This window comes from Levilactobacillus suantsaii, assembly GCF_014069315.1.
Taxonomy (GTDB): Bacteria; Bacillota; Bacilli; order Lactobacillales; family Lactobacillaceae; genus Levilactobacillus; species Levilactobacillus suantsaii.
In genome coordinates this window covers 98,079-120,295 of record NZ_CP059603.1, presented here as the reverse complement: position 1 = coordinate 120,295, position 22,217 = coordinate 98,079, and the positions used below count along the sequence as shown (strand labels likewise).

Genomic DNA, 22,217 nt, shown 5'->3' with positions numbered 1-22,217 from the left:
TTTCAAATGCAAATATTATTGCGCTATGCGCACGGAGGTTTCATTCTTATGGAACAAGGTACTGTTAAATGGTTCAACGCTGATAAAGGTTACGGCTTCATCACTTTGGAAAACGGCTCTGACGTTTTCGTTCACTTCTCTGCTATCAACAGTGAAGGCTTCAAGACTCTTGAAGAAGGCCAACACGTATCCCTTGACGTAGAACAAGGCGATCGTGGCCCACAAGCTGCTAACGTTACGGTTGTTGACTAATTTACATTAGCCTCTAGCCTAAAAGCCACCGTCTTCGGACGGTGGCTTTTTTAATGCCCTGATCCTGATGATGAAAAAGTAATTAGACATGGGGCACTAGCTGAAAAATGGGCTGTAGCCGGCATTCAGTCAGGGCCATTGAGTAATGCCTCCTAAAGGTGATTGACAAAGATGAGAAACTCTCTTAGAATTTGGCTAATTCTTCACGACGGCCAGGTCCGGGTCCAGTGAGGCCCGTTAAAGCGTACCGTCGATTCTAATTAAGGGAGTTTTTGCTGATGACTCAAACGTTTGTACATTGCCAACTCTTTGATGGGGTGACCGACCACTACTTACTCGATGCGTATTTTACGGTCAACGCTGCCGGTGAGATCAGCGACCTCGGGACGGGGACGCCGACCACCACCGAAAAAACGTTGGACTTACACGGCAAGTATGTGATTCCGGGATTGATGAACGTTCACACTCATCTTATGATGAGTGGCACGAGTGGCCGGCCCAACGACCATTTATCCGAGACCGAGGTGGCTTACCGGGCTCTGCGAAACTTAAAGGCACTCGCCCGCGATGGCGTGACCTACATCCGGGACTGCGGGTGTGCCTTTGACGTTGATCTCAAGCTGGCGCGTTTGCAACGGGCAGGGGACCTGGGAGGCACTGAAATCGATGGTTCCGGTCGACCCATTTCCATCATTGGCGGCCACGGGGATGAACCCCAGGGGTTGAACGGTGAAAGCAACTTTGGCCATCTGGTCAACTCGGCGACCGACGTGCGGCGGGCCGTCCGAGAAAACTTTAAGCTGGGGGCCGGCAACATTAAGGTGATGGCCACTGGCGGGGTGATGTCTGCCGCTGACGAGGTCGATGATACGGAACTGACCGAAGAAGAGATTCAGGTGGCCGTATCGGAGGCCCACAGCAAGCACATGACCGTGGCATCACACGCGCAGGGTAATCGAGGCATTCAACTGTCACTTGAAGCCGGGGTGGATTCCATTGAACACGGCATTTACCTGGATGCCGATCAATTGGCCCTGATGAAGGCCCAGGGGACTTATTTGGTGCCCACGTTGAGTCCCTGTGACAAGATTGACCGGTATGGTAAGGGCATCGTGCCAGACAACGTCTATCGTAAGAACGCGGGAGTCAAAGATTTCTTCTATCAAAACATGCGCACTGCGTTGACGTCTGGGGTCAACTACGCCGTGGGCACCGATGCGGGGACGCCGTTCAACGGCTTTGCCACCGGGACCACGGATGAATTGGTGTTGATGACTCAGATGGGATTGACGCCGTTTGAAGCCCTCTTAGGGGCGACGAAAAACGCGGCTAAGCTATTACAGATCGATAAGCGTTATGGCACCCTGGCCCCCGGGAAGATGGCAGATTTCGTGGTCCTCGACGCTGATCCACTCGCGGCGATTCAAGCGGTCCAACAACCGGATAAGCAAGTCTATAAAAAGGGGGTCCGCCTCGCCTAAGGGGTAATCACCGGCCCCCGCTGATTATGGCTCGGTTTCCCCAAAAATTGGGGCTACATTTTAACGGGCAAAATGGCGTATACTAATAGGTATTCTGCCCCACAATTATCGGGGGTACATATCGAGGGATGAGTTTTGGAAGATCTATTTGAAAAGGCACCGGTACATCGCGCTTACTTTACCTTGGCGATGCCGGTCGTCTTGAGCATGCTCGCGAGCATGATTTATAACTTGGCGGACACCTTCTTTGTGTCCATGACTCAGAATACGGCGTTGGTGGCGGGGGTCTCACTCTGTACACCGCTGTTTAACCTGATGATTGCCTTAGGGGATATCTTTGGTTTAGGTGGCAGTGCGTATGTGTCCCGGCTATTGGGTCAGCACAATTACGAGTTGGCACGCCGGGTCAGCAGTTTCTGCTTCTACGGCGTCCTGTTTGCCGGGATTGCCGTAGCAGTTTTGATGTTGGTCTTCGAACGGCCGGTTCTGACTTTGATGGGCGCAACGGCCACAACTTACCCGTACGCCGCCCAGTTCTACCGCATCTTTAACGTTGGGGCGGCGCTGGTGGCACTGTCCATCGTTCCCGGGAACTTGATGCGAACGGAAGGCCGGGCCAAAGAAAACATGATTGGCAGCGTTGGCGGCATCATCGTCAGCATTGCCCTGGACCCCATCTTGATTTTAAGTTTAAAGTTGGGGGCGGCCGGGGCCGCGTTGGCTAACGTGATCGGTTTCGTGTTGACCGACTTGATTCTGGTCTACTTCGTGCGGCGGCGGTGTCAAATCGTGAACGTCAACTGGCACGAATCGCGGTTACATAAGGCTGACATCTGGCAGATCCTGGTGATTGGGGTGCCGGCTTCCGTGACCAACCTCATGGTTAGTTACCAAACGGCGCTCTTCAACAACTACTTAGCCCGTTACGGGGCCGATCGAGTGGCCGCGTTGGGGATTGCCCTCAAGGTTTACCAGGTGGTCAATGCCATCATGATTGGTTTTGCTTTCGGCGCCCAACCATTGATCGGGTATAGTTATGGGGCCAATGATAAGCCCCGCCTGCAAAAAGTCATTCGCTTTGATTTGATGGTCGAAGTGGTCTGGTCGCTAGTCATGGCGTCCTTGATGATTATTGTGTCGCCGTGGTTGGTTTCGTTGTTCTTGAAGAACCCTGCGGTCATTCACTACGGCGGGCAACTGTTGCGTATCTTGCTGGTGATCACACCGTTTGTGGGGGCCATTCTGGTTTACACGACGGTCTTCCAGTCAACGGCTAAGGCTTTGAACGCCTTCATCATGTCGATTTCACGGCAAGGCATTATTTTTACCGTGGCCATCGTCGTGGGGAACTTGTTATTTGGATACACCGGAACGATTTGGTCTCAAGCCATTGCGGACGTCTTGACGGCGCTTTTGGGCTGGGGCTTGTACCGGCACCAGGTTGCCCGAGCAAATCGAGCAGTAACCGAATCTTAACTGAATCCAATGAAAAAAGTCGCGATAAATTATCGCGACTTTTTGTGTTTACCGGCCAAAGGACAATTTCTTCGGGCGTCTGGGACTGGATTAGACCCGGAACCATGGTACAATTTAACGATAGAAGGGGGTTGATGGCATGGGGACGAAACAAGAAACGGACCAACGAATCTTGTTAGCGTTTTCTGAACTACTGCTGAAATATGGTTACCGGGGGACCACGACCCGGAAACTCGCCACCCGCGCTGGAGTCAATGAAAGCACCATCTTTCGCCATTTTCAGGATAAACGGCATCTGTTGGAGCAGTTGATTACGGGTTATCTTGCCGATATTGATCGCATTGGGGAAGTGTTCCAGATGAGTGGCGACGTCGTGTTTGACCTGCAGCGGATTGCCGAACTTTACATTGATTTTGTTCGGCAACACCAATCTATCTTTCTGTTGGACTTACGGGAATCCTATCAGTTTGCCGAGGTTCGGCGGATTGCCGAAAAGTTACCCCTTCGGTTGCGGGAATCACTGACGGGGACCTTCCATAAAATGGTTGCCAGTGGCGAAATGGCGGCTGACGTGAACGTTTCCCAGGAAGTTGATAACTTTATCTTGATCAATTTTGGCAACGCTGTTTTTCGTAGTCTGTACCCGCACGGCGGCATCGGGATCGTCCGGCGGCAGTTCTTACGGGAAAACGTCCGGACCTTTGCCCAGCACCTCCGACCACGGGAAATCTAGCCACGTGACCACAACCATAATAAAAAACGCCAAGTCCACTCGACCTGGGGTCTTTCCTTATCAATTATAATGGGTCTTTGACCCTTAGGAATGTCGCAAGAGAGGTTCGAACCCTCGACCTACGGTTTAGAAGACCGTTGCTCTATCCAGCTGAGCTATTGCGACAAAAGTATTCACAATTATTTATTATAGAGAAGCCGTCGGTCCGTGTCAATCGCGGGTCTGCGAAACGCAGACGCAACTGAGATGTGTCATTCGGCAACCAACCAGGAGGGAATCGCATGGTCATTATTCACGTGGTCGCGGAGATCATTGTTTTCTTTGCGGCCATTAGCTTAATCTACTATTTCTTTCAAATCACCCAGGCTCACGGCGAGCGGAAACAGAACCTGATTTATCTCGCCATCGCCTTGGGTGTCCTCATCGTGGCGTACCCTATCTCGAATTTGGCGGGGAAGTCGGATGTCAGTCCGACAAACCAGGTCTCCCACCAAGTCGACAAAGCTAAAAAACGCCACCAGTCCGTTAAAAAGTCATCGACCGACCAGTCAAAGCCCGCCACGTCAAGTAGTGAGTCGAGCCACCGGTAGCGAAAAATTGGTCTGAATCGGTGGGCGTTAGGGTGAGAAATTATTAAAATTATTATTTTTGATGTTTTTTACTTGCAATCTTTCTGTAACGTTAGGATAATATAACTGTAACCTGATATTAACAGGGGGGATTCTGATGACGGCTGTACTTATTATTTTGTTGATTATCTTGTTCGCTGCAGGAGGGCAATTATACCTCAATAATCTCGCGGCCTTTCGGAAGAAGAGCAAACACCTTGCTGAACGAGACCGTTTCTCCAGTAAGTCGAATCAACGTCTAAGTTAAGCTTAAGCCCGTAAACTTCAGTTAGCGGGCTTTTTTGCTGGGGAAAAATCATTTCTATGCTACAGTGGATTCAGAAAGGAATGGTAACCGATGGCAACCTTAGTGCTGGTAGCCCATCCGCAAGTTGCGGATTCGACCACCCAACAATTTTTACACGCCAGTTTACCGGCCTCACAGGTGACTTGGCATGAACTGGGCGACCTGGGACCAATCGATGTGGCGGCCGAGCAGGCGCTGTTACGTCAAGCCGACCGCATCATCCTACAATTTCCCTTGTACTGGTACGCGGCGCCGGCGAGTTTCAAACGCTGGGAGGATACGGTCTTGACGCGTAACTTCGTGTACGGCGATCACCGCTACCCCCTAGCGGGGAAAGAACTGGGGGTCGTGGTCAGTACGGGGATGCCGCAAACGGCCTTTCGCCGGGGCGGCACGGAAAACTTGACCCTTGACGCGGCTTTGGCGCCGTTAGCTGCGGTAGCCCACCGAGCCAAATTGACGTGGTTACCGCTATTCCCCGTTTATCAGTTCGGTTATATGACTGAGCCGCAAAAATTGCAACTGGTCATTGATTACCAGCGTTATTTGACGCAGACCCAACCGGATACGTTAGCTAACCGGCAGGCTTGGTTTGCAGCCCGCTTACCGGCCATGATTGCCCGTTTAAGCGCCAATCAGCGGCAAACAGGCCAATTGGTGGCCGCAACCTTCGATCAGCAATGCGATGACTTAGAGGGCCTGACAGACACGTTAGCGATGATTAAGGAGGCCGACGATGACGAGTAAGCAGGATTGGCTTCATCAGCAAATACAAGCGTTAGCGGCCCAGCAGCCCCAATTCACGGACCGGGCCTTTTGGGTAGCGTTGGACCGGGTAGTCACCGAACAGGCGCAACGCCACGACCAGTTACAAGGGGAAATCGATGGCCGGACTTGGCGGCCAGACAAGTGGTGACCCGGAGTGACAAGACCAAAAAAGAGTCCGGCCGCAGGGCGCGAACTCTAATGAAACTCGTGAGAGATTAAGGTTACAGTTGGTCGTAAGACGCACGTTGGGCCGCCCAGTGATTGATGGGACCGAACTTATGGCCGACTTCAATCGGGTTACCGATTGCGGTGTTCACGAACGCTTTAGCCAAGGCGATAGCTTGTTTCATTGGCGTGCCCTTGGCTAATTCGGCGGTGATGCAGGCCGACAAAGAATCACCGGTCCCGTTGACCCGGTCGGTATCGTGGTAAGGTTGGCTCAACCAGAAGCTTTCGCCAGACTCTAAGAGGACGAAGTCACGGACCACCGTCTGGTTGGCGATGGCGTGACTGCCCTTAGCGATGATGTTCTTGGCACCCATGGTTTGCATTTTCTGGGTGGCCGCGACCATGTCGGCATCGCTGTGAATTGTGATTTCTGCGATCTTTTCGACCTCGTAGAAGTTGGGGGTCAAAACCGTAGCCAATGGCAACAGCTTCGTCCGGAGCGTTTCAAAGGCGCTCTCTTCGAGCAGCTGGTTGCCGTGCTTGGTCATGATGACGGGATCGACGACCAACGGGCCAAAATCAGCTTGCTGGTAGTTACGCACGACATCGTTGATCAGTTCCGAATCGGCGAGCATCCCGGTCTTAGCAGCACGAATATGGTAATCGTCTGCTAAATCCTGGAATTCCTGATCGATAAAATCCGTAGGCATGGGGATGCTGGCGTGGATACCATAGGAGTTTCCCGCCACGCACGCGGTAATGACGGACGCGCCGTAAACGTTGCGGGCAAAGAAAGTATGTAGGTCAGCCTGCATGCCAGCACTGCCGTCGCTATCGGACCCGGCGATGGTCAGCGCTTGTGGATAAGTATTTGTCATATAAACCCTCCTAAGAAATGTCATTAAGCCTAGGATAGCATGAATTGCCACGGGGAACGATTAAATCGATTAAAAATTAGTGCGAGGGGGTAAACGGATTATGGGGAAACGTTGGCGGGGGCCACTCTGGGGCCTTATCGGACTGCTCATGGGGAGCTATGCGCTTACGGGGGCCCTCGGCTGGGCGTATCGCCTAACGGGTAACGAACCACTGACCTTAACGTTCGGATTGCTGGGATGTGTGCTAAGCTTAATAGGCCTAGGGAAAACGTTCGCTCACCAATCGGTCTGGTGGCTGGTCTGGACCGTGGTGGCTATGTGGGTCGCCGTTATCGGCGCTTTTGCCGACGGGTTGTTGCTCTGGTTCGGCCGGACCATCACTGGTTTTTATTAACGTTGCACCGAGGCAACGGTCAAACTTACAGGATAGAAGGGAACTGAAACGTCATGTTAATTCAACAGGGTTTCATTGAAAATGCCACGGAACCACAGGATATTCGAATCGAAAAGGGTCGCTTTACGGCCATTGCCCCGCACTTGACGCCGCTAGACCATGAAGATGTCCTGGACGCCAAGGGAAAGCTGATTTTACCACCATTCGTGGATCCACACGTTCATTTGGACAGCACCATGACGGCAGGGGACCCCGAATGGAACCAATCCGGGACGCTTTTTGATGGCATTCGTATCTGGGGAGAACGCAAGAAGACACTGACTCACGATGACGTCAAACAGCGGGCCCGACAGGCACTGGAGTTGCAAGCGTCACATGGGATTCAGTTCGTCCGTTCCCACGTGGATGTGACCGACCCGCATTTGACGGCATTGAAGGCTTTGATCGAAGTTCGTGACGAGGTCAAAGACTTTATCGAGTTGCAGTTGGTCGCTTTTCCACAAGACGGCATCTTGTCATTTCCACACGGGAAGGAACTCGTAGAACGCGCGGCCCAATTAGGAGTCGACGCGATTGGGGCGATTCCGCACTTCGAATTTACCCGGGAATACAGCGTGGAATCCTTACACTTTGCGGTGGGTATCGCCCAAAAGTACGGGAAATTAGTCGATGCGCACTGTGACGAGATCGATGATCCGGCATCGCGTGGCTTGGAGACGCTGGCGACGTTGGCCTACGAAACGGGGTTACGCGACAAAGTCACGGCCAGCCACACCACGGCGATGGGCTCGTACAACAACGCCTACGCTTACAAGTTGATGCGCTTGCTGAAGCTCTCGGGCATCAACATGATTTCGAACCCGCTGATCAACACTCACTTGGGTGGTCGCTTTGACACCTATCCAAAGCGTCGGGGCCCGGGTCAAGGAACTCAACGAAGCAGGCATCAACGTGGCTTTCGGTGAAGATGACATCAAGGACCCGTGGTACCCGATGGGCGATGGCAACATGTTGGATGCGTTACATACCGGGATTCACGTGACCCAAATGATGGGCTACGACGATATTTTGAACTCCTATCAATTTATAACCACCCACGGGGCTAAAGCCATGCACGTGGCCGACCACTACGGTATCGAAGTCGGTAAACCGGCGAACCTGGTCGTGATGAACAGCGATAACTTCTACAACGCGTTGAACACCCGTGCAGAAGTGTTGTATTCGATTCATCACGGCAAGGTGATTGTCCGGACCGAACCGAAACACGTCCACCTTCATTTGACACAAGACGAATTGAAATGATGCTTAAAAAGTCGCGCATTAATGACTCCGGTGAGACGCCTGCTTGGGGGTAGGCTCACCGAATTCGGGCTCAGCGCAACGACCTGACTTTTGGCGCCCGTTGCGGTATCGTTCTATTGGGTCACTTAAAAAGTGCACCGCCTTTAAATGGCTTTCCCATTTAAAGGCGGTGCACTTTAGTGTTTTGTCCCCGGCCCGTTTACCGATTAATGGGGACACAAAAAGCGTTCCCGAAAACGCGGAACGCCTATTTCTTCGCGTGTTTACTTTTCTTAACCACGGCAATCGTCGGTTTTTTCGCTACAGTGCTGGGTTTCTTTTTCTCGTGATGCTGGGTCCGTAGTTGTTTCTTCAGGACTTCAATTTCGTCAACGTGTAAGGATTTCCATTCTTGGTAGGAACTAGCGGAGTCAGTGTCGGTTGGTTTCAGACCGGTGTTTAACCAAAAGCAGGCCTCAGACAAACTAGGAAAATTATGAATCCACAACGTTTGGCCGTTGTCGGAATCAAACGCCACGTAAGACCGGAAGTGCCGTTTCAAGAAGGTGTGTCGGCGAATTTTAAACGCTTCACGTTTGCGGGTTAACCGATAATCTGGCAAGATATACTGACCGGAAAGTGCAAGGTGGGGAAAACGTTCGCCCCGTTGGTCGTGCTGATCTTTCAGCATGGCCCGGGCTTGGTCAACGGTAATGAGTGTTGCACGGATAGGACTTTCCATAAAGACCCCCCTTAGAAGTTTTAGACAAGGTAACAGATAAAGTCACTTTCCGGTCGGTAAAATCCCCTTATATACTAGGTTAGCATAATCTGTGCATAATGAAAACAAATATCCCCTGCAAAGGGCAGAATCCCGAATGAAAGCGGGAGCTAAGTCATTAGTCAGTTGATTTAACTTGTGAAATCGGCAAAGGTAACGGCTTCACAATTTTGGTAATACCCATTTTCAAAAATCTGATGAAAAAGTATGGTAAACTAACAAGGATTAGTGTGAAAGTGGGGATGACGATGGGACAGAAGTTTTATGCGGTCCGCCGCGGTCGTAAGCCCGGCATCTACCGGACTTGGCCGGAAGCTCAACGACAAGTCCAAGGGTTTCCGGGCGCCCGTTACAAGAGCTTTGCCACGCGCGGCGAAGCGCAGGCTTTTCTGACGGGGGAGCCCCCAAAAACGACGGCTAAAGTAGCGTCAAGCTCTCTGGCAACTCAATCGGGTGCCCAGACAACAGCGACGTCAACTAGTGAAATTACCGTTTATACGGACGGTGGCTCACGCAATACTGGTAACGTGGCGGGGGGCCACGTGCGGCAGGGTGATAAGGCCGCTTGGGCCTACCGCATCGAGTTGCCTGAGCAAGTCGTGACCGATTCTGCCGGTGAATGGGGCGCCAGTAATAACCGGATGGAGATCATGGCGTTTTTGCAAGCCCTCCAACGGTTAGTGGCACTCGACCAGACGGCGCGCCAAATTCAATTCGTGCTGGATTCCCAGTACGTTTTGAATGCCGTGACCAAGGGTTGGCTTTCTGGTTGGAAACGGCGTGGATGGAAGCGCAGCGCGGGGCCGTTAGCCAACACTGAGCTTTGGCAGCAAGTCGACCCCCTGTTAGGGCAGTTCCAGCACCTGAGTTTTCACTGGACGAAGGGGCACGCCACGAATCAAGGCAACGTGTTTGTCGACCACCTGTTAAACACGACGATGGATCAGATGGGGTCAACGGCCACTAACTCGCGGGTAAAACCGACGGGGACCCCGGCTAAGCAACCAACAGCCCAACCGGCGAATCAACAAACTGTTGACCAGTCGGTCGCGGCTATTCGGCGCATCCTCCAGATGCCGCCGGATGAGGAGTAATCAGACTAAGAATAATGAGGTAACGATCATGGAAGCAAAAATGATTCCCTATTTGGAATTCGAGAATGCTAAGGAAGCCTTAGCTTACTATCAACAAGTCTTTGGGGCCACGAACGTTTATCGGGTCAGTCCGACCGCGGACGAAGCGGAACAGTATGGGCTGAACGCTGACGTGGAATTGAGCCAATTGACCATGCGCGGGGGCTTTCAATTATTAGGGTTAGACGTGCAATGTGCCGACGCCTTCATGGGTCAACCCACGTCCTCGACGTTGATTTCACTGATGTTGCTGGTTGATGAGGACGACAGCGACAGCGTGAAGGCCTTAACGGCACTCTATCAACGCTTGGTGAAGGCCGACGTCAAGATTATCAGTCCGTTTACGGATCAACAACAGGGTGGTAAGATGGGCCAAATTGTTGATGCGTATGGCATCACCTGGATCCTCCGGGAAGCCCCGACACAACCCGTTGTGCCGACCCCGGCGGACTAAAGTGCCACTAAATCGATCATAAACCGGGGTCCGGGCAGGTTTTGCCGGGCTTTTTTGGCGTCCCCAGGTGGTGGGCTTTAGAGACCGTGCCTAGGGACTTCTGGGGGAAAGTGGTATCATTAACGGATATAGAGGAGTGATTCATGTTATGGCAACAGAACGGGAAAAGATGACCGCGGGCCAGCCCTACAAACAGTTCGATCACGAGTTGATTGCGCGGCGGACCGCAGCCCGGAAACAATTACGGGCGGTCAACCAGTTAGACGACAACGATGAACGGAACGCCGGCTACCGCAAGCTTATCACCGATACGGGTGACGACTTCTTCGTGGAAGCAGGGTTCAAATTTGATTACGGGTGGAATATCCACATCGGTGATCACTTTTATGGCAATTACGATATGACTTTCCTGGATACTTGTCCCATCACGATTGGTGAACACTGCTACTTTGGACCGAACATTGGTCTTTACACGCCGGTCCATCCCTTGAATGCGCTGGCCCGGTCGGCCGACGTGGAAATGGGCGCCCCCATCACCATTGGCGATAACGCCTGGTTGGGGGGCCGAGTCACTATTTTACCCGGGGTCACGTTGGGGAATAATGTGGTCGTAGGGGCCGGTTCCGTGGTGACGAAGTCCTTTGGCGACAACGTGGTCATTGCCGGTAACCCCGCGCGGGTCATCAAGGAAATCGATAATGGCGCGACGGGCAACGCCGCTGTTAAGGCGAAATGGCCCTGGGCTTTTTAGTTGCCGGCCAACCAATTGTCGACAATCAAAATTCTCATCAAATTCTTAGATTAAAGCCATGATGGGGACCGCAACCGTTTACAAAAGTAGGCTAATGTCTGATTTAAGGTTAGGGTTTTACTAATGACAGCGACCGCGTATAATAAGCTTTGGATATTGCTTCACAGGAATGCAGTCGTAGCGGCTGTTTAGGCGCGTAGCGTCGGACTCGTGGGACGACCCGGTTCGGCGCTTTTTGTGTATCCTGGGAGCGTGACACCCCGAGCGAAAGTCGTTCGGGTAGACTAATGAGGAGGTAATTGATGATTTCTAATTTCACCTAAAACATCTGTTGGCCTAATACAGCCAACAACGTTTCGAATGCGGTTATCATTTTCGATTACCGAAGATTGGCGGAACCTTAAGCCAACCCGACACGCAGTCTTTGTTCTCTAATGAGTCAGTCATTGATGTTTTGCCAATCGTGAGGCCTCAACTTGCGACGTCGCGACTGATGGGGGGCAAAGTGTTGAGCCAGTTGAAGGTTTGTCGGCACTGAGTTTTATTTGCGAGGCTTCGATCAGTATCTTGCACCGCAGGCCAGACCGAAGAAGGAAGGAAAATCTGCTACTGATTTTATACCTAGCAAAACTAGGCCGAACGTGCAAAAACTCTATCAGGAACGGAGTGTTCCCGTTCCTGCGCCCAACGAGGTTTTGTCAAAGCCCCGTTAAAAATCTGGAGATACTGAAAATCTTTGTGCGGTCGTTGACCGTTAGCAAAGGGCTGTACCGGTAGCTAGCCGGGAATTAACGCTTGTGGACTAGGCACTAAATTGTGTGTGATACAATTTGACGAGTGCGAATAGGACGAAGCAAGAACTTCTGAAACTTTTAACCAAGTTATCAGTGGCAGGATTTTTATTTTAGCGCGAAAAAATATTGATAAGTTAGTGTTCGTGCCAACCTTTGTCTTGTTTATTATCGCGTCCATCTTCTTTATTATGGGCGGTGATCGATTACAGGCAACGTTAAGTACCGTGCTGAGTTGGATTGATACCAACATGGCGTGGGCTTATCTGCTGGTTTACGTGATCAACTTTTTATTCTTTATGTATCTCGCTTTTGGTAAGTTTGGGAAAATTAAATTAGGGGATCCCGATGACAAGCCGCGTTACAGCAGCTTCCAGTGGGGGAGTATGGTCTTTGCGACGGCGATTGATGCCAGTATCTTAATGCTCTCCATCGTTGACCCCCTGCGGTACTTGCAGCACCCGGCCTTCGGGTTAAAGCCGTTTTCCAAAGCGGCTTACGGGGCAGCACACATGTACGGTCAGTTCAACTGGGGGCCGATGGCGTGGATGATGTTCGCGCCGGCTACCATTGCGATTGCCTACGTGTTGTTCGTGAAGCACGGAAAAGTGCAACGGGTAAGTGCCGCCATTACCAGCCTCCAAGGTGATAGTCGCGGTAAGAAGATTGCCCGTCAGGTGATTGACTTCCTCGTGGTCTTCGGGATCATGGGCGGAATCGGATCATCGGTCGGCATGGAAATTCCGATTATTTCGAAAGTCTTAAGTCGCTTGACCGGGGTTCAAGATAACTTGACCCTGAAGATTGAGCTCTTTATTATTTTATTCGTTTTGTTTGCCGTCACGGTCTTCCACGGGTTAAACGGGGGGATTGACCGGTTGAGTGCGGCACATATTTGGACCGCCTTAGGACTGTTGGCCTTGATTTTGATTATCGGACCAACCATGTATATTTTGAATTCCGAAACCAACAGTTTGGGCTTGATGGCCCAGAAGTTTGTCTCGATGGCCACGAATACCCTGCCGAACGGTGGGGACACCACGGCCCAGCAGGAAACCATTTTCTACTGGGGTTGGTGGTTGTCCTACATGCCCGTCATGGGACTGTTTATCGCCCGGATCTCTAAAGGCCGGACTATCAAGCAGGTCTTGATTGGAATGCTGACTTATGGGGCTTTGGGTTGCATGAGCTTCTACGCCATCTTCGGGGGTTACTCCCTGTGGCTCCAGCAGACGGGGGCTGTGAACTTGGTCCACATCTTAAACACGCAGGGGCAGGCCGCCGTGGTCGCCACGGTGATCTCTACCTTACCGTTTAAGATGATTGTGTTGGCCTTGTACTGCATCTCGTGTTTCATCTTCTTGGCCACCACGATTTCGTCATCGGCGTTCATCGTGTCGTCGTTCACCAGTCTGAACTTAGACGATGGGCAACAACCAAGTCGTTGGAACCGGATGGTCTGGGTCGTCGTCTTCATTTTCTTCTCCTTCGGGATTGTGATGGTCGGGGGCTTCAAGACTGTTCAGACGGTCTCAACGATTGCTGGATTCCCGTTGATGGCAGTTTGCCTGTTGTTGCTTCATTCCATCTGGCACATGTTAACGGCGAAGACCAAGCCAGCCACGGCACCCGTGGTTGTGCCTAAGCCAGTGGTGATGCGCCGAATTACGGTTGAATTACCACACGCGGTTCGCGGACCGATGATTCTGTCACCGGACCACGCCCGTTAAGGTCAGGCATCATTAACTTAAATCGAATTAGAAAAAGGGTCCTGCCGACTGATTGTCGGTGGGGTCCTTTTTAGTTAAGGCCGTCGCTTAGCGGTTCGGTTGCGTTTTCATAACTGGTTGTTATAATGAAATCAGGAAAAAGAGAACACCAGGAGGGGTTTTATGCCAGAAGAAGAGTACCGCCCGTTATTTTTTGACCGGATTTTGATTACGATTGATGAAGATGATCGCCCATCGACCAGTCGCGCCTTTCGCTTTGCGCTGACCATGGCGCGGGATTACGATGCCGAACTGGGAATCGTGTCGGTCCTAGAAAATAACGATATTAGCGTCTACGACTCGTTAATGCCGGATAAGCTACACCAGAAGCGTACGGAACTCCAAACGGTCGTTAAAGATTACGCCGCTAAGGCCGAAAGCTTTGGCGTCAAGCACGTTCAACCGCTGGTTGCTGAAGGCGGTGACGTGGACGACGTCATCTTACAGCAGGTCATTCCGAGCTTTGAGCCCGATTTGGTCGTCTGTGGGGCCGACGTTGACTTCGCGTCACACGGCCGACCAGGAGCTATTGGTCTGCGCTTGGCCCGCAAGGCCGACGTGTCCGTCATTGTGATTCGTTAAGACGGTTGATTGAAGTCACTTTAAAAGCGCCAGCGGATGAAATACCGTTGACGCTTTTAATGCTAATTGGGGTGTATAATTGCGCCTAATGAGTACGCGATAGGGGGGAGTCTCGTGACTAAAACACAGATTAAAGGCTTTTTATTTGATCTCCACGGCGTGATCGCTGATTCCTGGCAGTATCACTTGCAATCCTGGCAGGCCGTAGCTCGTGAGCTCCAGATTCCGTGGACCGCCGATTTGACGCGCCGGTTACCAGGGATGAGTCGGCGTCAATCACTGGTGACGATTCTAGACTCGGTGGGGCAACCCGACCGATTAGACGCCCAACAGTTCCAACAGATGACCGATCATGAAAATGAGCTGTACCGCCAATTTGTGGCTCAGATGACGCCGGCCAACCGGTTACCGGGGATTACGGCCTTTTTGACCGAAGTGACGCAGCAGGGCTACCCAGTGGCCTTAGCGTCGGCCTCAACCAATGCCCCGGCGGAAATCGCCCACCTCGGCTTAACGGCGATTTTTGATAAAATTGTCCCGGCGGCGAGTCTGCCAGCCAGTAAACCGGCCCCCGATGTCTATCTTGCCGCGGCCAAGTTAATCCACCAGGCTCCGGCGCAGTGCGTGGCGTTTGAAGACACGACCACCGGGGTGCAAGCGGCCATGGCGGCAGGGTGTTTGACCATCGGCATCAACGCTCAGCCGTTAACGCCGGTTACCGCGATGCTCGCCAGTACTGAAGAGCTTAGTCTGCCAACCGTTCAGCGGATACTTGCCCCGCAAGCTGAGCTTGTAGCCAAGCCTTGAGGACTACGGCCTGATTGTGGGTCTGGTCCTTGGCGCCGTAAAGTAAGATGACGTCTTGTTGGGGCAATTGCTCCGCCAGGAGTTGCAAAAAGGCGTCCTTGTCCGGGTTAGCGGCCAGCTCCGCTAAGTAGCGGGCCCGAAATTCGGGAAATTTTTCGGGATCGTGGTTGAACCATTTACGTAGGTCGGTCGATGGCCCAATCGACTTTTCCCAGCGATCCAACTTAGCGTTGACTTTAGAAATGCCGCGGGGCCATAACCGGTCGACGAGGACCCGGTAACCGCTAAGGTCGGCGGGCTTGGTATAGATGCGTTCTAATTTTAATGCCATCAGTCATATCATCTCCTATGCCCCATTTTACCGTTTCGTAAGCTGGGTGCAAGCGTACTTCTTTTAGATTGTCTCTCGCAGAAAACGGAAACCGGGTGTACAATTAAAGGGGAAGTAGAAATTTTTGGAAGGGAGCGTAGCGGATGACGAACCCAATTGGCGATTTTTATACGGGTCGGCCAACCGAGCAGATTGCCCAAGACCTGTTAGGGCATGAGTTGATTTACGAGACCCGGGCTGGTGTGATGAGTGGTTGGATCGTGGAGACCGAAGCTTATCTGGGCGAGCAGGATACTGCTGCGCATGCCTTTGGCGGCCGGAAGACGGCGGCTAACGCGGCGTTGTATGATGACCCGGGTACCATCTACATTTACGTGTTACGGGGTTATTACATGTTTGATGTCGCGACCCAAGCCAACGGGGTGCCTCAAGGAATCTTGATTCGCGGGTTAGAACCGCACCGGGGGCGTGAACTCATGCAGATTCACCGCGACCAACCGGTGTTGAACCTGACCAATGGACCGGGAAAGTTGATGGCGGCTTTAGGAATTCACACGAAGGACCTTAATCGGACTATGTTGGGAACCCACAACTTGACGATTACGGCGGAAGCCACGCGAGTGCCCCAAAGAATTCAGGCTTCAGCACGGGTCGGCGTCAGCGCCGGTAGCTGGCAAGACCAACCGTTACGCTTCACGGTCGCTGGTAACCCGTTCGTCTCAGCCAGCCGTAAACGTGACTGGGACCGTACCCACCACGGGTGGCAATTTTAACAGTCGTGGTGTACTCTGAAAGTGTAACCCCGAAACCATTTAAGGAATGAGAATCCAATATTATGAACGTAGAAATTTTCATTGAGACTCGAAAACAGATGCACCTCTCGCAAGATCAGCTGGCTCAGGGAATTTGTACGCAGGCCACCCTTAGTAAATTCGAACGAAAGGGGAAGGTCCCATCGTTAAAAATTCTGTTACAGCTGTGCGACCGCTTAGAATTGACCCTTGATGACCTTTTTCCGGTCAATCAGGGGGGCGATTCCAAACGTGCCGCTATTTTAGAAGCGGCCGAAACGCACCTCCAACGGGAGATGTATCCAGCTGTGCGTGCGGATTTGGTCCAACTAGGCGACCCACATGAGGATTCAACGACCTTTCAGTTGCGTTATTACTTCTTGCGTGGTTACGCGACGGCGTTGGGTCATGGGAGTATCAGCGATGCGTTGTTTGATTTCTCCCAGATTTTAAATCGCTTGGACGAAAGCCATCACTCGATGTACGCCTTATTGGCCTACACGGGGACGGGGATTGCGTACAACCTGGCTGGGGATGCGACCCGAGCTGAATTTTATTTTAATAAGGTTTTTGACGAAATCTATAAATTGTCGTTTAAGACGCATCACAGTATTTGGCGGGCGCTGAACATCGTCAATTACACCGCTGAATTTTACAGTCAGCAACACGATTATGAGACCAGCGACGACTTGTTAGCATACGGCGTGAAGATTTGCGCCCAGTACCACGTGACCTTTTATTTGGCCCGAATCACCTTGCGGCGGGCATTGAACCAGCAACAAGAGCACGGGGATCCTGCGGCCATCCAGCAAGACTTAGACGACGCCGCGGCCTTTGCGCGGTTGAACAATAATCAGCATGTCTTAGCGCTGATCGAACAAGCCCAGTAAGCGACTATTACATAGTAGTCTGGCAATCTAAGACGAGAGCGCAAGGAACTGATGTTGGCGCACGTTTGGCACTATCATGGCCACCAAACAGCTAAAAAGTGCACCGTTTTTAAGTGGATTTTCCATTTAAAAACGGTGCACTTTAGTGTTTTGTAAAGTAATGAGTAGTGGGGTTAACGCCACGGTTTGCGGCCGTAGTGGGCCGCTGCGGCTCCCAGATTGAAACGGGTATAGTGGACCGCCGTTAACCCGGCCGCTTGAAACATCCGGACCAAAGTCGTGGCGGAGACGAACTCATGGGTGGTCCGTTGCAGATACTGGTAAGCACGATAGTGGTGCGCTACCACCCGGCCCATCAAGGGAACCAGGTGACCGAAATACAATTGCCAGCCTGCGTGGATCACCGGGTTGGTCGGTTGGGAGGTTTCTAGACACACCACCTGGCCGCCAGGCTTGACCACCCGGGTCATCTCGGTGAGCACTTGCGCGGCATCGGGGACGTTGCGTAACCCAAAGCCAATCGTGACCACGTCAAAAGTGTCGTCCGGGTAGGGGAGGTGCATGGCGTCGGCCGTTTTGAGGGTGAGTTGACCCTGTAAGTGCTGGGCTCGCGCTTTTTTCTCGGCGATAGTCAGCATCTCGGCACTGAGGTCCAACCCAACCACGTGACCACTGGGGCCGACCGCTTGGGCTAACGCCAGCGTCCAGTCGCCGGTGCCACAGCACAAGTCCAGGGCAAAGTCCCCGGGCGTCACGGCCATGGCCGCCATCACTTTATGGCGCCACACCTGGTGGGTTCCCAGACTGATCAGACGGTTCATCTGGTCATACTGGGGCGCAATTTGGTTGAACAGTGTGGTGACCGTGGCTTCTGGTGTATGATTGGTTAACGACATGCTGACTCCCCCTTAAGGATTAAAGATACTTGGCATCAAATTCGGGGTCCTGCGAGGTTAAAATCTTGGGTCCGTCCTTAGTGATGACCAGGGTATGTTCGTATTGGCACGACAAAGAACCGTCGGCGGTGACGTAGTATTCCCAGGTCTTATCGGCCGTGGGCTTCGAGGCGATTTCCCAAGTCCCTAAGTTGACCATCGGTTCGATGGTGATGGTCATGCCTTCGCGGAGCCGTAAGCCGTGGCCCGCTTCACCGTAGTGGGGCACGTTAGGCTGTTCGTGCATGGTCGGCCCAATGCCATGGCCGATGAGTTCGCGGACGTCACCCATATGGTTCTGCGTTTCCACGTAGTCTTGGATGGCGTGGCCAATGTCACCAATCCGGTTGCCGACGACGGCTTGGTCGATGCCCAAGTAGAGCGCCTTCTTGGTGACGGCCATGAGACGCTTGGCATCGTCACTGATGGTGCCGACTGCGTAGGCCCAGCAGGAATCGCTTTCGAACCCATCTAAGTTGACGGTCATGTCAACTTTGACGATGTCCCCGTTCTTTAAAATTAAGTTCTTGCGGGGGATGGCGTGGGCCACTTCATCGTTGACACTGACGCAGGTGGCGTACTTGTACCCCTCAAAGCCCTTTTCGGAAGGTCGAGCGCCGTGCTCTTCGATGTACTTGTTGGCAAATTCTTCGATTTCCCAACTGGAGATACCGGGCTTGATGATCTTGCGTAGGCCCAAATGAACCCCCGCCAAGACAGCGCCAGATTCACGCATTTTTTCGATTTCACGAGCTGATTTAATAGTTATCAACGTGTTGCCTCCCTCTAAATTTATGTCCGTCTCTAATTTACACCTATTTCGCGTTTCCGGCGAGTTTTCAAGTCAGGATTAGGCGGAACCAAAAAGCCCCACGCCAGACCGTTTATCAGCGGGACCAGTGTGGGGCTGGTCATAGTGGCCTAACCCTTGGTGAGTTGGTCGATGTCGCCAGCGTCGATCTTGTTTAAAATATGCTTAGCTTCTTCAATTCGGGCGTCGCAGAGAAAGCGCATCGAACTGTTCTGCTCCTTTTCGGCGGCCGTCATTTGTTCGGTCAGAAAGTTGATTTCATCGTGTAAATAGCTTACTAAGTCCATAGCGTGCCCTCAATTCCTTTAGTCTAGTCATTCATAACCTCTATTGTACCAAAAAAAGGCGGGGAAGTAACGGCTGGTTCGGGGATGGACAGTTGGTAAAATCACCAGCGCTAGCCGGTTAACTTCGGCTGGGCTGAGCGGTGTGAGTTTACAGACCTGCTAAAAAGCGCTAGGATGGAACAGTTAAGAACAATTCTAAACTAGAGGAGTGGGTTAGATGGCAGAAGCACAATCGATTGATTTGAAGGGGAAACCCTATAATCACCTGGCGTTCATCTGGACGCTACTAGCCGGGACCTTCACCATGTCCATCAGTCAGTCGTCCTTGTCGACGGCGTACCCGACGTTGATGCGTTACTTTGGCGTGTCGGCATCGACCGTACAATGGCTGACGACCGGATTCATGTTGGTCATGGTGGTGATGATGCCGGTCAGTCCGTGGTTACTGAATAATTTGCGCTTCCCGATTTTATTTATGAGCATGTTGGCCTTATTCGACGTGGGGACGTTCATTATTTATCTGGCCACCAGCTTTCCGCTGATGTTACTGGGCCGGGTCATGGAGGCCATGGCCGTAGGAATCATGTTTCCATCGTATCAAACTGTGATGTTGCGCATCACGCCCGAGGATAAACGGGGCGGTGTCATGGGCTTCGCCGGGTTAGTCATGGGGTCTGCCTTAGCGGTCGGCCCGATTATCTCTGGCATCGTGTTGAAGTACACCACGTGGCAGGGACTCTTCGTAGTCTTTATGCTGATCATCACGGTAGTCTTTTTGGTGGCGTTCAAGACGATCAAGGACGTTATGCCCCAAAAAACGTCGCGGTTGGATTACATTTCCGTGATTGGCAGTCTTGGGTTCATCGGGATTTTATACGTAGTCAATCAAATTGGTAGCACCGGCGTCAACTGGGGCGCGCAAAGTGTGTTACTGATCGTTAGCTTACTATTGGTTGCCTTCTTCGTTTGGCGGCAATTTCACGTCACCTCACCGTTGCTGGATTTACGGGTCTTAAAGACTTTCAACTTTGACTTGGCCGTGTTGCTGACCGGAACTTCGTACATCGCGTTGATCGTCGTGACGATTATCTTCCCGTTGTACTACCAAAACGTCTTGGGGCTGTCGCCGTTTGCTTCCGGGATGTCGCTGGTTCCTGGGGCCGTTTTGTTAAGCCTCTTGAACCCGTTGACCGGACGCTTAGCCGATAAGATTGGCTTTAAAGGCACCATGTTGACCGGGATGGGCATGATTGTCGTCGGTTGGGCCTTACTGGCTATCATCTCCGGCAAGCAACCGCTGATTGTCATGATTTTGATTGCGGCCCTGATTGAAGGGGGCAATGCCTTCGTCATGATGCCCGCCGTCACGTTGGGGGCTAATTCGCTGCCCGACCAGTTGATTTCACACGGGACCGCGGTTATCACGACGGTGCGGCAAATCCTGGGGTCGACCGGGGTTGCCGTGGCGACCTTGATTCTAGCGGTCGTGACGGCCAGCCACAAGGCTACGATGTCGGCTTCTGCCGCGACCCTCGTGGGGTACCGGCGGGTTTTCATCACCTTCTTGGTGGTCTCGGTACTGGGCTTCATCTTTGCCGCAATGCTGCGCGATGGGCGGAAACAAAAGGCCCAAGCAGCTCAGGATTGATGCCTGACCTTAAATAGAAATGACTAAAAAAGGACGCCACACGGCATGCCCCTAATGGGCATCACGTGCGGCGTCCTTTCGTTTAGTCGGAGGTTAGTGGGTCTCGGCGAACCCGCGCCGGCCACCAGGCTTAGGAATCTGGTTTTGCATCATCACGCTAAAGCCACCGTCAATCGGTAAAGCCGCCGCGTTGATGTAGCTGGAACGGTCGCTGGCCAAGAACAAGATGGCGTTAGCGATGTCTTGAGTGGTGCCGATACGCTTGCTAGCGGTCAGTGCCTTGCGGCCATTTTCCACCTTGGGGTCGGCGTAAAAGTCGGCCGACATCGGCGTCTTGACCAGACAAGGTTCCAAGACATTACTGCGGATGCCAAACATGCCCCATTCGGCCGCCACCTGCTTTGAGAGCATGTTGACCCCAGCCTTACTGGTGCTGTAGGCGCCACTGTAAGTTTCGGGAATGTCACTGGCCACCGTTGAGATGTGAACGAAGGTCCCGTGTTTCTGGGCGATCATCAGTTTGCCAAATTCGTGCGTAATTAGGTAATAGCCGTTCAAGTTGACGTCTAAGACCTGTTTCCAGGTTGCGTAGTCGAGGTCTTCTAACGGGTCGAATTTTAAGATACCCGCCGTGTTGATGACCACGTCGACGTGGTCCAAAGCATCTTTGACCTGGGTAACGGCGTGTTGCACGCTGGTTTCGTCGGTGACGTTGCAGGCCACGGCTAAGGCGTTGGTCTGGTAAGTCGTCTTGAGCTCTTTGACGAATTTTTCGAGGGGGTCACGTTTCATATCTAACGCCACGACGGTCGCTTCTTGGGCGGCTAGTTCGTGACAGATTTTGGTGCCCATACCACCGATAGCACCGGTGACCACGCACACTTTATCTTTGAGTCCGAGCCAATCAGTTGCCATATTCATCATCCTCCTTTAAATTATGTAACCGTTCACTTTCTATGCTAGTCGCTCTTTTGGCAAATACCAATACGATTTTGGGGGCGAATTGATAGGCGGTGTCTATCAAACGGCTGCAAGGGGAGTTTAGTTCGGTTGACAACAAAACCAAAGACCGGGTCAAGAAAGGCTTTCATCTGGGCGGAAAATACGCTA

25 protein-coding genes, 1 tRNA gene and 1 pseudogene are annotated in these 22,217 nt (G+C 52.3%); 19 read left to right on the top strand and 8 right to left on the bottom strand.

All coding sequences use genetic code 11. The annotated features are described in order from the left end of the window. The first annotated feature begins 48 nt into the window (after positions 1-48). The 4 genes from H3M12_RS00625 to H3M12_RS00610 all read left to right on the top strand — a co-directional run bounded on the left by H3M12_RS00625 (position 49) and on the right by H3M12_RS00610 (position 3,942). Positions 49-252 (top strand): cold-shock protein, encoded by a 204-nt coding sequence (locus tag H3M12_RS00625; RefSeq protein ID WP_024746588.1) that lies wholly within the window; start codon positions 49-51, stop codon positions 250-252. Between the two features lie 278 nt (positions 253-530). Further along, a complete protein-coding gene (locus H3M12_RS00620) occupies positions 531-1,733 on the top strand; it encodes a metal-dependent hydrolase family protein (RefSeq protein ID WP_129032140.1) in 1,203 nt (400 codons plus the stop codon). 135 nt (positions 1,734-1,868) lie between these two features. Then, positions 1,869-3,209 (top strand): MATE family efflux transporter, encoded by a 1,341-nt coding sequence (locus tag H3M12_RS00615; RefSeq protein ID WP_182150775.1) that lies wholly within the window; start codon positions 1,869-1,871, stop codon positions 3,207-3,209. 139 nt (positions 3,210-3,348) lie between these two features. Then, a complete protein-coding gene (locus H3M12_RS00610; protein WP_129032136.1) occupies positions 3,349-3,942 on the top strand; it encodes a TetR/AcrR family transcriptional regulator in 594 nt (197 codons plus the stop codon). 91 nt (positions 3,943-4,033) lie between these two features. Here H3M12_RS00610 and H3M12_RS00605 read toward each other — a convergent pair. Further along, positions 4,034-4,107 (bottom strand) — tRNA-Arg (locus tag H3M12_RS00605). 116 nt (positions 4,108-4,223) lie between these two features. On the opposite strand from H3M12_RS00605, the gene H3M12_RS00600 reads away from it, so the two are divergent. From H3M12_RS00600 to H3M12_RS00585, 4 genes are all read left to right on the top strand, one after another. After that, positions 4,224-4,532, top strand: coding sequence for a hypothetical protein (locus tag H3M12_RS00600; protein ID WP_129032134.1), 309 nt, complete (start codon positions 4,224-4,226; stop codon positions 4,530-4,532). A 136-nt stretch (positions 4,533-4,668) separates the two neighbouring features. Beyond that, complete coding sequence (locus H3M12_RS00595; protein WP_170954950.1) at positions 4,669-4,818, top strand: hypothetical protein; 150 nt, start codon at positions 4,669-4,671, stop codon at positions 4,816-4,818. Between the two features lie 90 nt (positions 4,819-4,908). Further along, the gene (locus tag H3M12_RS00590) at positions 4,909-5,604 is read left to right on the top strand and encodes an NAD(P)H-dependent oxidoreductase (protein WP_129032132.1); all 696 of its coding nucleotides are present in this window, start codon (positions 4,909-4,911) and stop codon (positions 5,602-5,604) included. Then, on the top strand, positions 5,594-5,773 hold the full coding sequence (locus H3M12_RS00585; protein WP_129032130.1) for a hypothetical protein: 180 nt from the start codon (positions 5,594-5,596) through the stop codon (positions 5,771-5,773). The genes H3M12_RS00590 and H3M12_RS00585 overlap by 11 nt, the downstream gene beginning before the upstream one ends. Positions 5,774-5,846: 73 nt before the next feature. On the opposite strand, the gene thiD is transcribed toward H3M12_RS00585, so the two are convergent. Then, positions 5,847-6,671 carry a bifunctional hydroxymethylpyrimidine kinase/phosphomethylpyrimidine kinase gene (thiD, locus tag H3M12_RS00580; protein ID WP_129032128.1) on the bottom strand — a complete coding sequence of 275 codons (825 nt, stop codon included), beginning with the start codon at positions 6,669-6,671 and terminating at the stop codon, positions 5,847-5,849. A gap of 100 nt (positions 6,672-6,771) precedes the next feature. Here thiD and H3M12_RS00575 point away from each other — a divergent pair, with 100 nt between their 5' ends. Together H3M12_RS00575 and codA are read left to right on the top strand one after the other, a co-directional pair. After that, on the top strand, positions 6,772-7,065 hold the full coding sequence (locus H3M12_RS00575; protein ID WP_182150774.1) for a hypothetical protein: 294 nt from the start codon (positions 6,772-6,774) through the stop codon (positions 7,063-7,065). A 53-nt stretch (positions 7,066-7,118) separates the two neighbouring features. Then, positions 7,119-8,367, top strand: a pseudogene (gene codA, locus H3M12_RS00570) (cytosine deaminase). A gap of 247 nt (positions 8,368-8,614) precedes the next feature. Here codA and H3M12_RS00565 read toward each other — a convergent pair. Next, positions 8,615-9,088 carry a hypothetical protein gene (locus tag H3M12_RS00565; RefSeq protein ID WP_129032122.1) on the bottom strand — a complete coding sequence of 158 codons (474 nt, stop codon included), beginning with the start codon at positions 9,086-9,088 and terminating at the stop codon, positions 8,615-8,617. 287 nt (positions 9,089-9,375) lie between these two features. Here H3M12_RS00565 and H3M12_RS00560 point away from each other — a divergent pair, with 287 nt between their 5' ends. The 6 genes from H3M12_RS00560 to H3M12_RS00535 all read left to right on the top strand — a co-directional run bounded on the left by H3M12_RS00560 (position 9,376) and on the right by H3M12_RS00535 (position 15,414). Then, a complete protein-coding gene (locus H3M12_RS00560) occupies positions 9,376-10,221 on the top strand; it encodes a ribonuclease H family protein (RefSeq protein ID WP_129032119.1) in 846 nt (281 codons plus the stop codon). 28 nt (positions 10,222-10,249) lie between these two features. Then, the gene (locus H3M12_RS00555; protein ID WP_129032117.1) at positions 10,250-10,714 is read left to right on the top strand and encodes a VOC family protein; all 465 of its coding nucleotides are present in this window, start codon (positions 10,250-10,252) and stop codon (positions 10,712-10,714) included. A gap of 148 nt (positions 10,715-10,862) precedes the next feature. Next, entirely contained in the window at positions 10,863-11,465 is a 603-nt protein-coding gene (locus H3M12_RS00550; protein WP_129032115.1) for a sugar O-acetyltransferase, read from the top strand. 982 nt (positions 11,466-12,447) lie between these two features. Continuing rightward, complete coding sequence (locus H3M12_RS00545; protein WP_233449192.1) at positions 12,448-13,986, top strand: BCCT family transporter; 1,539 nt, start codon at positions 12,448-12,450, stop codon at positions 13,984-13,986. Between the two features lie 162 nt (positions 13,987-14,148). Continuing rightward, positions 14,149-14,607: a universal stress protein gene (locus H3M12_RS00540; protein ID WP_129032111.1), complete on the top strand. Its 459-nt coding sequence runs from the start codon at positions 14,149-14,151 to the stop codon at positions 14,605-14,607. 114 nt (positions 14,608-14,721) lie between these two features. Beyond that, on the top strand, positions 14,722-15,414 hold the full coding sequence (locus H3M12_RS00535) for a beta-phosphoglucomutase family hydrolase (protein WP_129032109.1): 693 nt from the start codon (positions 14,722-14,724) through the stop codon (positions 15,412-15,414). Here H3M12_RS00535 and H3M12_RS00530 read toward each other — a convergent pair. Beyond that, entirely contained in the window at positions 15,353-15,745 is a 393-nt protein-coding gene (locus tag H3M12_RS00530) for a DUF488 domain-containing protein (protein WP_129032107.1), read from the bottom strand. The genes H3M12_RS00535 and H3M12_RS00530 overlap by 62 nt on opposite strands. Positions 15,746-15,888: 143 nt before the next feature. Between H3M12_RS00530 and H3M12_RS00525 the strand changes: the two genes are divergently transcribed. Next, the gene (locus H3M12_RS00525) at positions 15,889-16,518 is read left to right on the top strand and encodes a DNA-3-methyladenine glycosylase (RefSeq protein ID WP_182150773.1); all 630 of its coding nucleotides are present in this window, start codon (positions 15,889-15,891) and stop codon (positions 16,516-16,518) included. Between the two features lie 62 nt (positions 16,519-16,580). Next, on the top strand, positions 16,581-17,426 hold the full coding sequence (locus tag H3M12_RS00520; RefSeq protein ID WP_129032103.1) for a helix-turn-helix domain-containing protein: 846 nt from the start codon (positions 16,581-16,583) through the stop codon (positions 17,424-17,426). 173 nt (positions 17,427-17,599) lie between these two features. Here H3M12_RS00520 and H3M12_RS00515 read toward each other — a convergent pair whose 3' ends face one another. The 3 genes from H3M12_RS00515 to H3M12_RS00505 all read right to left on the bottom strand — a co-directional run bounded on the left by H3M12_RS00515 (position 17,600) and on the right by H3M12_RS00505 (position 19,459). After that, complete coding sequence (locus tag H3M12_RS00515) at positions 17,600-18,322, bottom strand: demethylmenaquinone methyltransferase (RefSeq protein WP_129032101.1); 723 nt, start codon at positions 18,320-18,322, stop codon at positions 17,600-17,602. 19 nt (positions 18,323-18,341) lie between these two features. Next, on the bottom strand, positions 18,342-19,133 hold the full coding sequence (map, locus tag H3M12_RS00510; RefSeq protein WP_182150772.1) for a type I methionyl aminopeptidase: 792 nt from the start codon (positions 19,131-19,133) through the stop codon (positions 18,342-18,344). Positions 19,134-19,282: 149 nt separating this feature from the next. Further along, positions 19,283-19,459 (bottom strand): hypothetical protein, encoded by a 177-nt coding sequence (locus tag H3M12_RS00505; protein WP_170954949.1) that lies wholly within the window; start codon positions 19,457-19,459, stop codon positions 19,283-19,285. A 217-nt stretch (positions 19,460-19,676) separates the two neighbouring features. On the opposite strand from H3M12_RS00505, the gene H3M12_RS00500 reads away from it, so the two are divergent. Next, positions 19,677-21,107: an MFS transporter gene (locus H3M12_RS00500; protein WP_129032097.1), complete on the top strand. Its 1,431-nt coding sequence runs from the start codon at positions 19,677-19,679 to the stop codon at positions 21,105-21,107. A gap of 93 nt (positions 21,108-21,200) precedes the next feature. Here the strand turns inward: H3M12_RS00500 and H3M12_RS00495 are convergent, their stop codons facing one another. Then, on the bottom strand, positions 21,201-22,022 hold the full coding sequence (locus tag H3M12_RS00495) for an SDR family NAD(P)-dependent oxidoreductase (RefSeq protein WP_129032094.1): 822 nt from the start codon (positions 22,020-22,022) through the stop codon (positions 21,201-21,203). Positions 22,023-22,217: the final 195 nt, after the last annotated feature.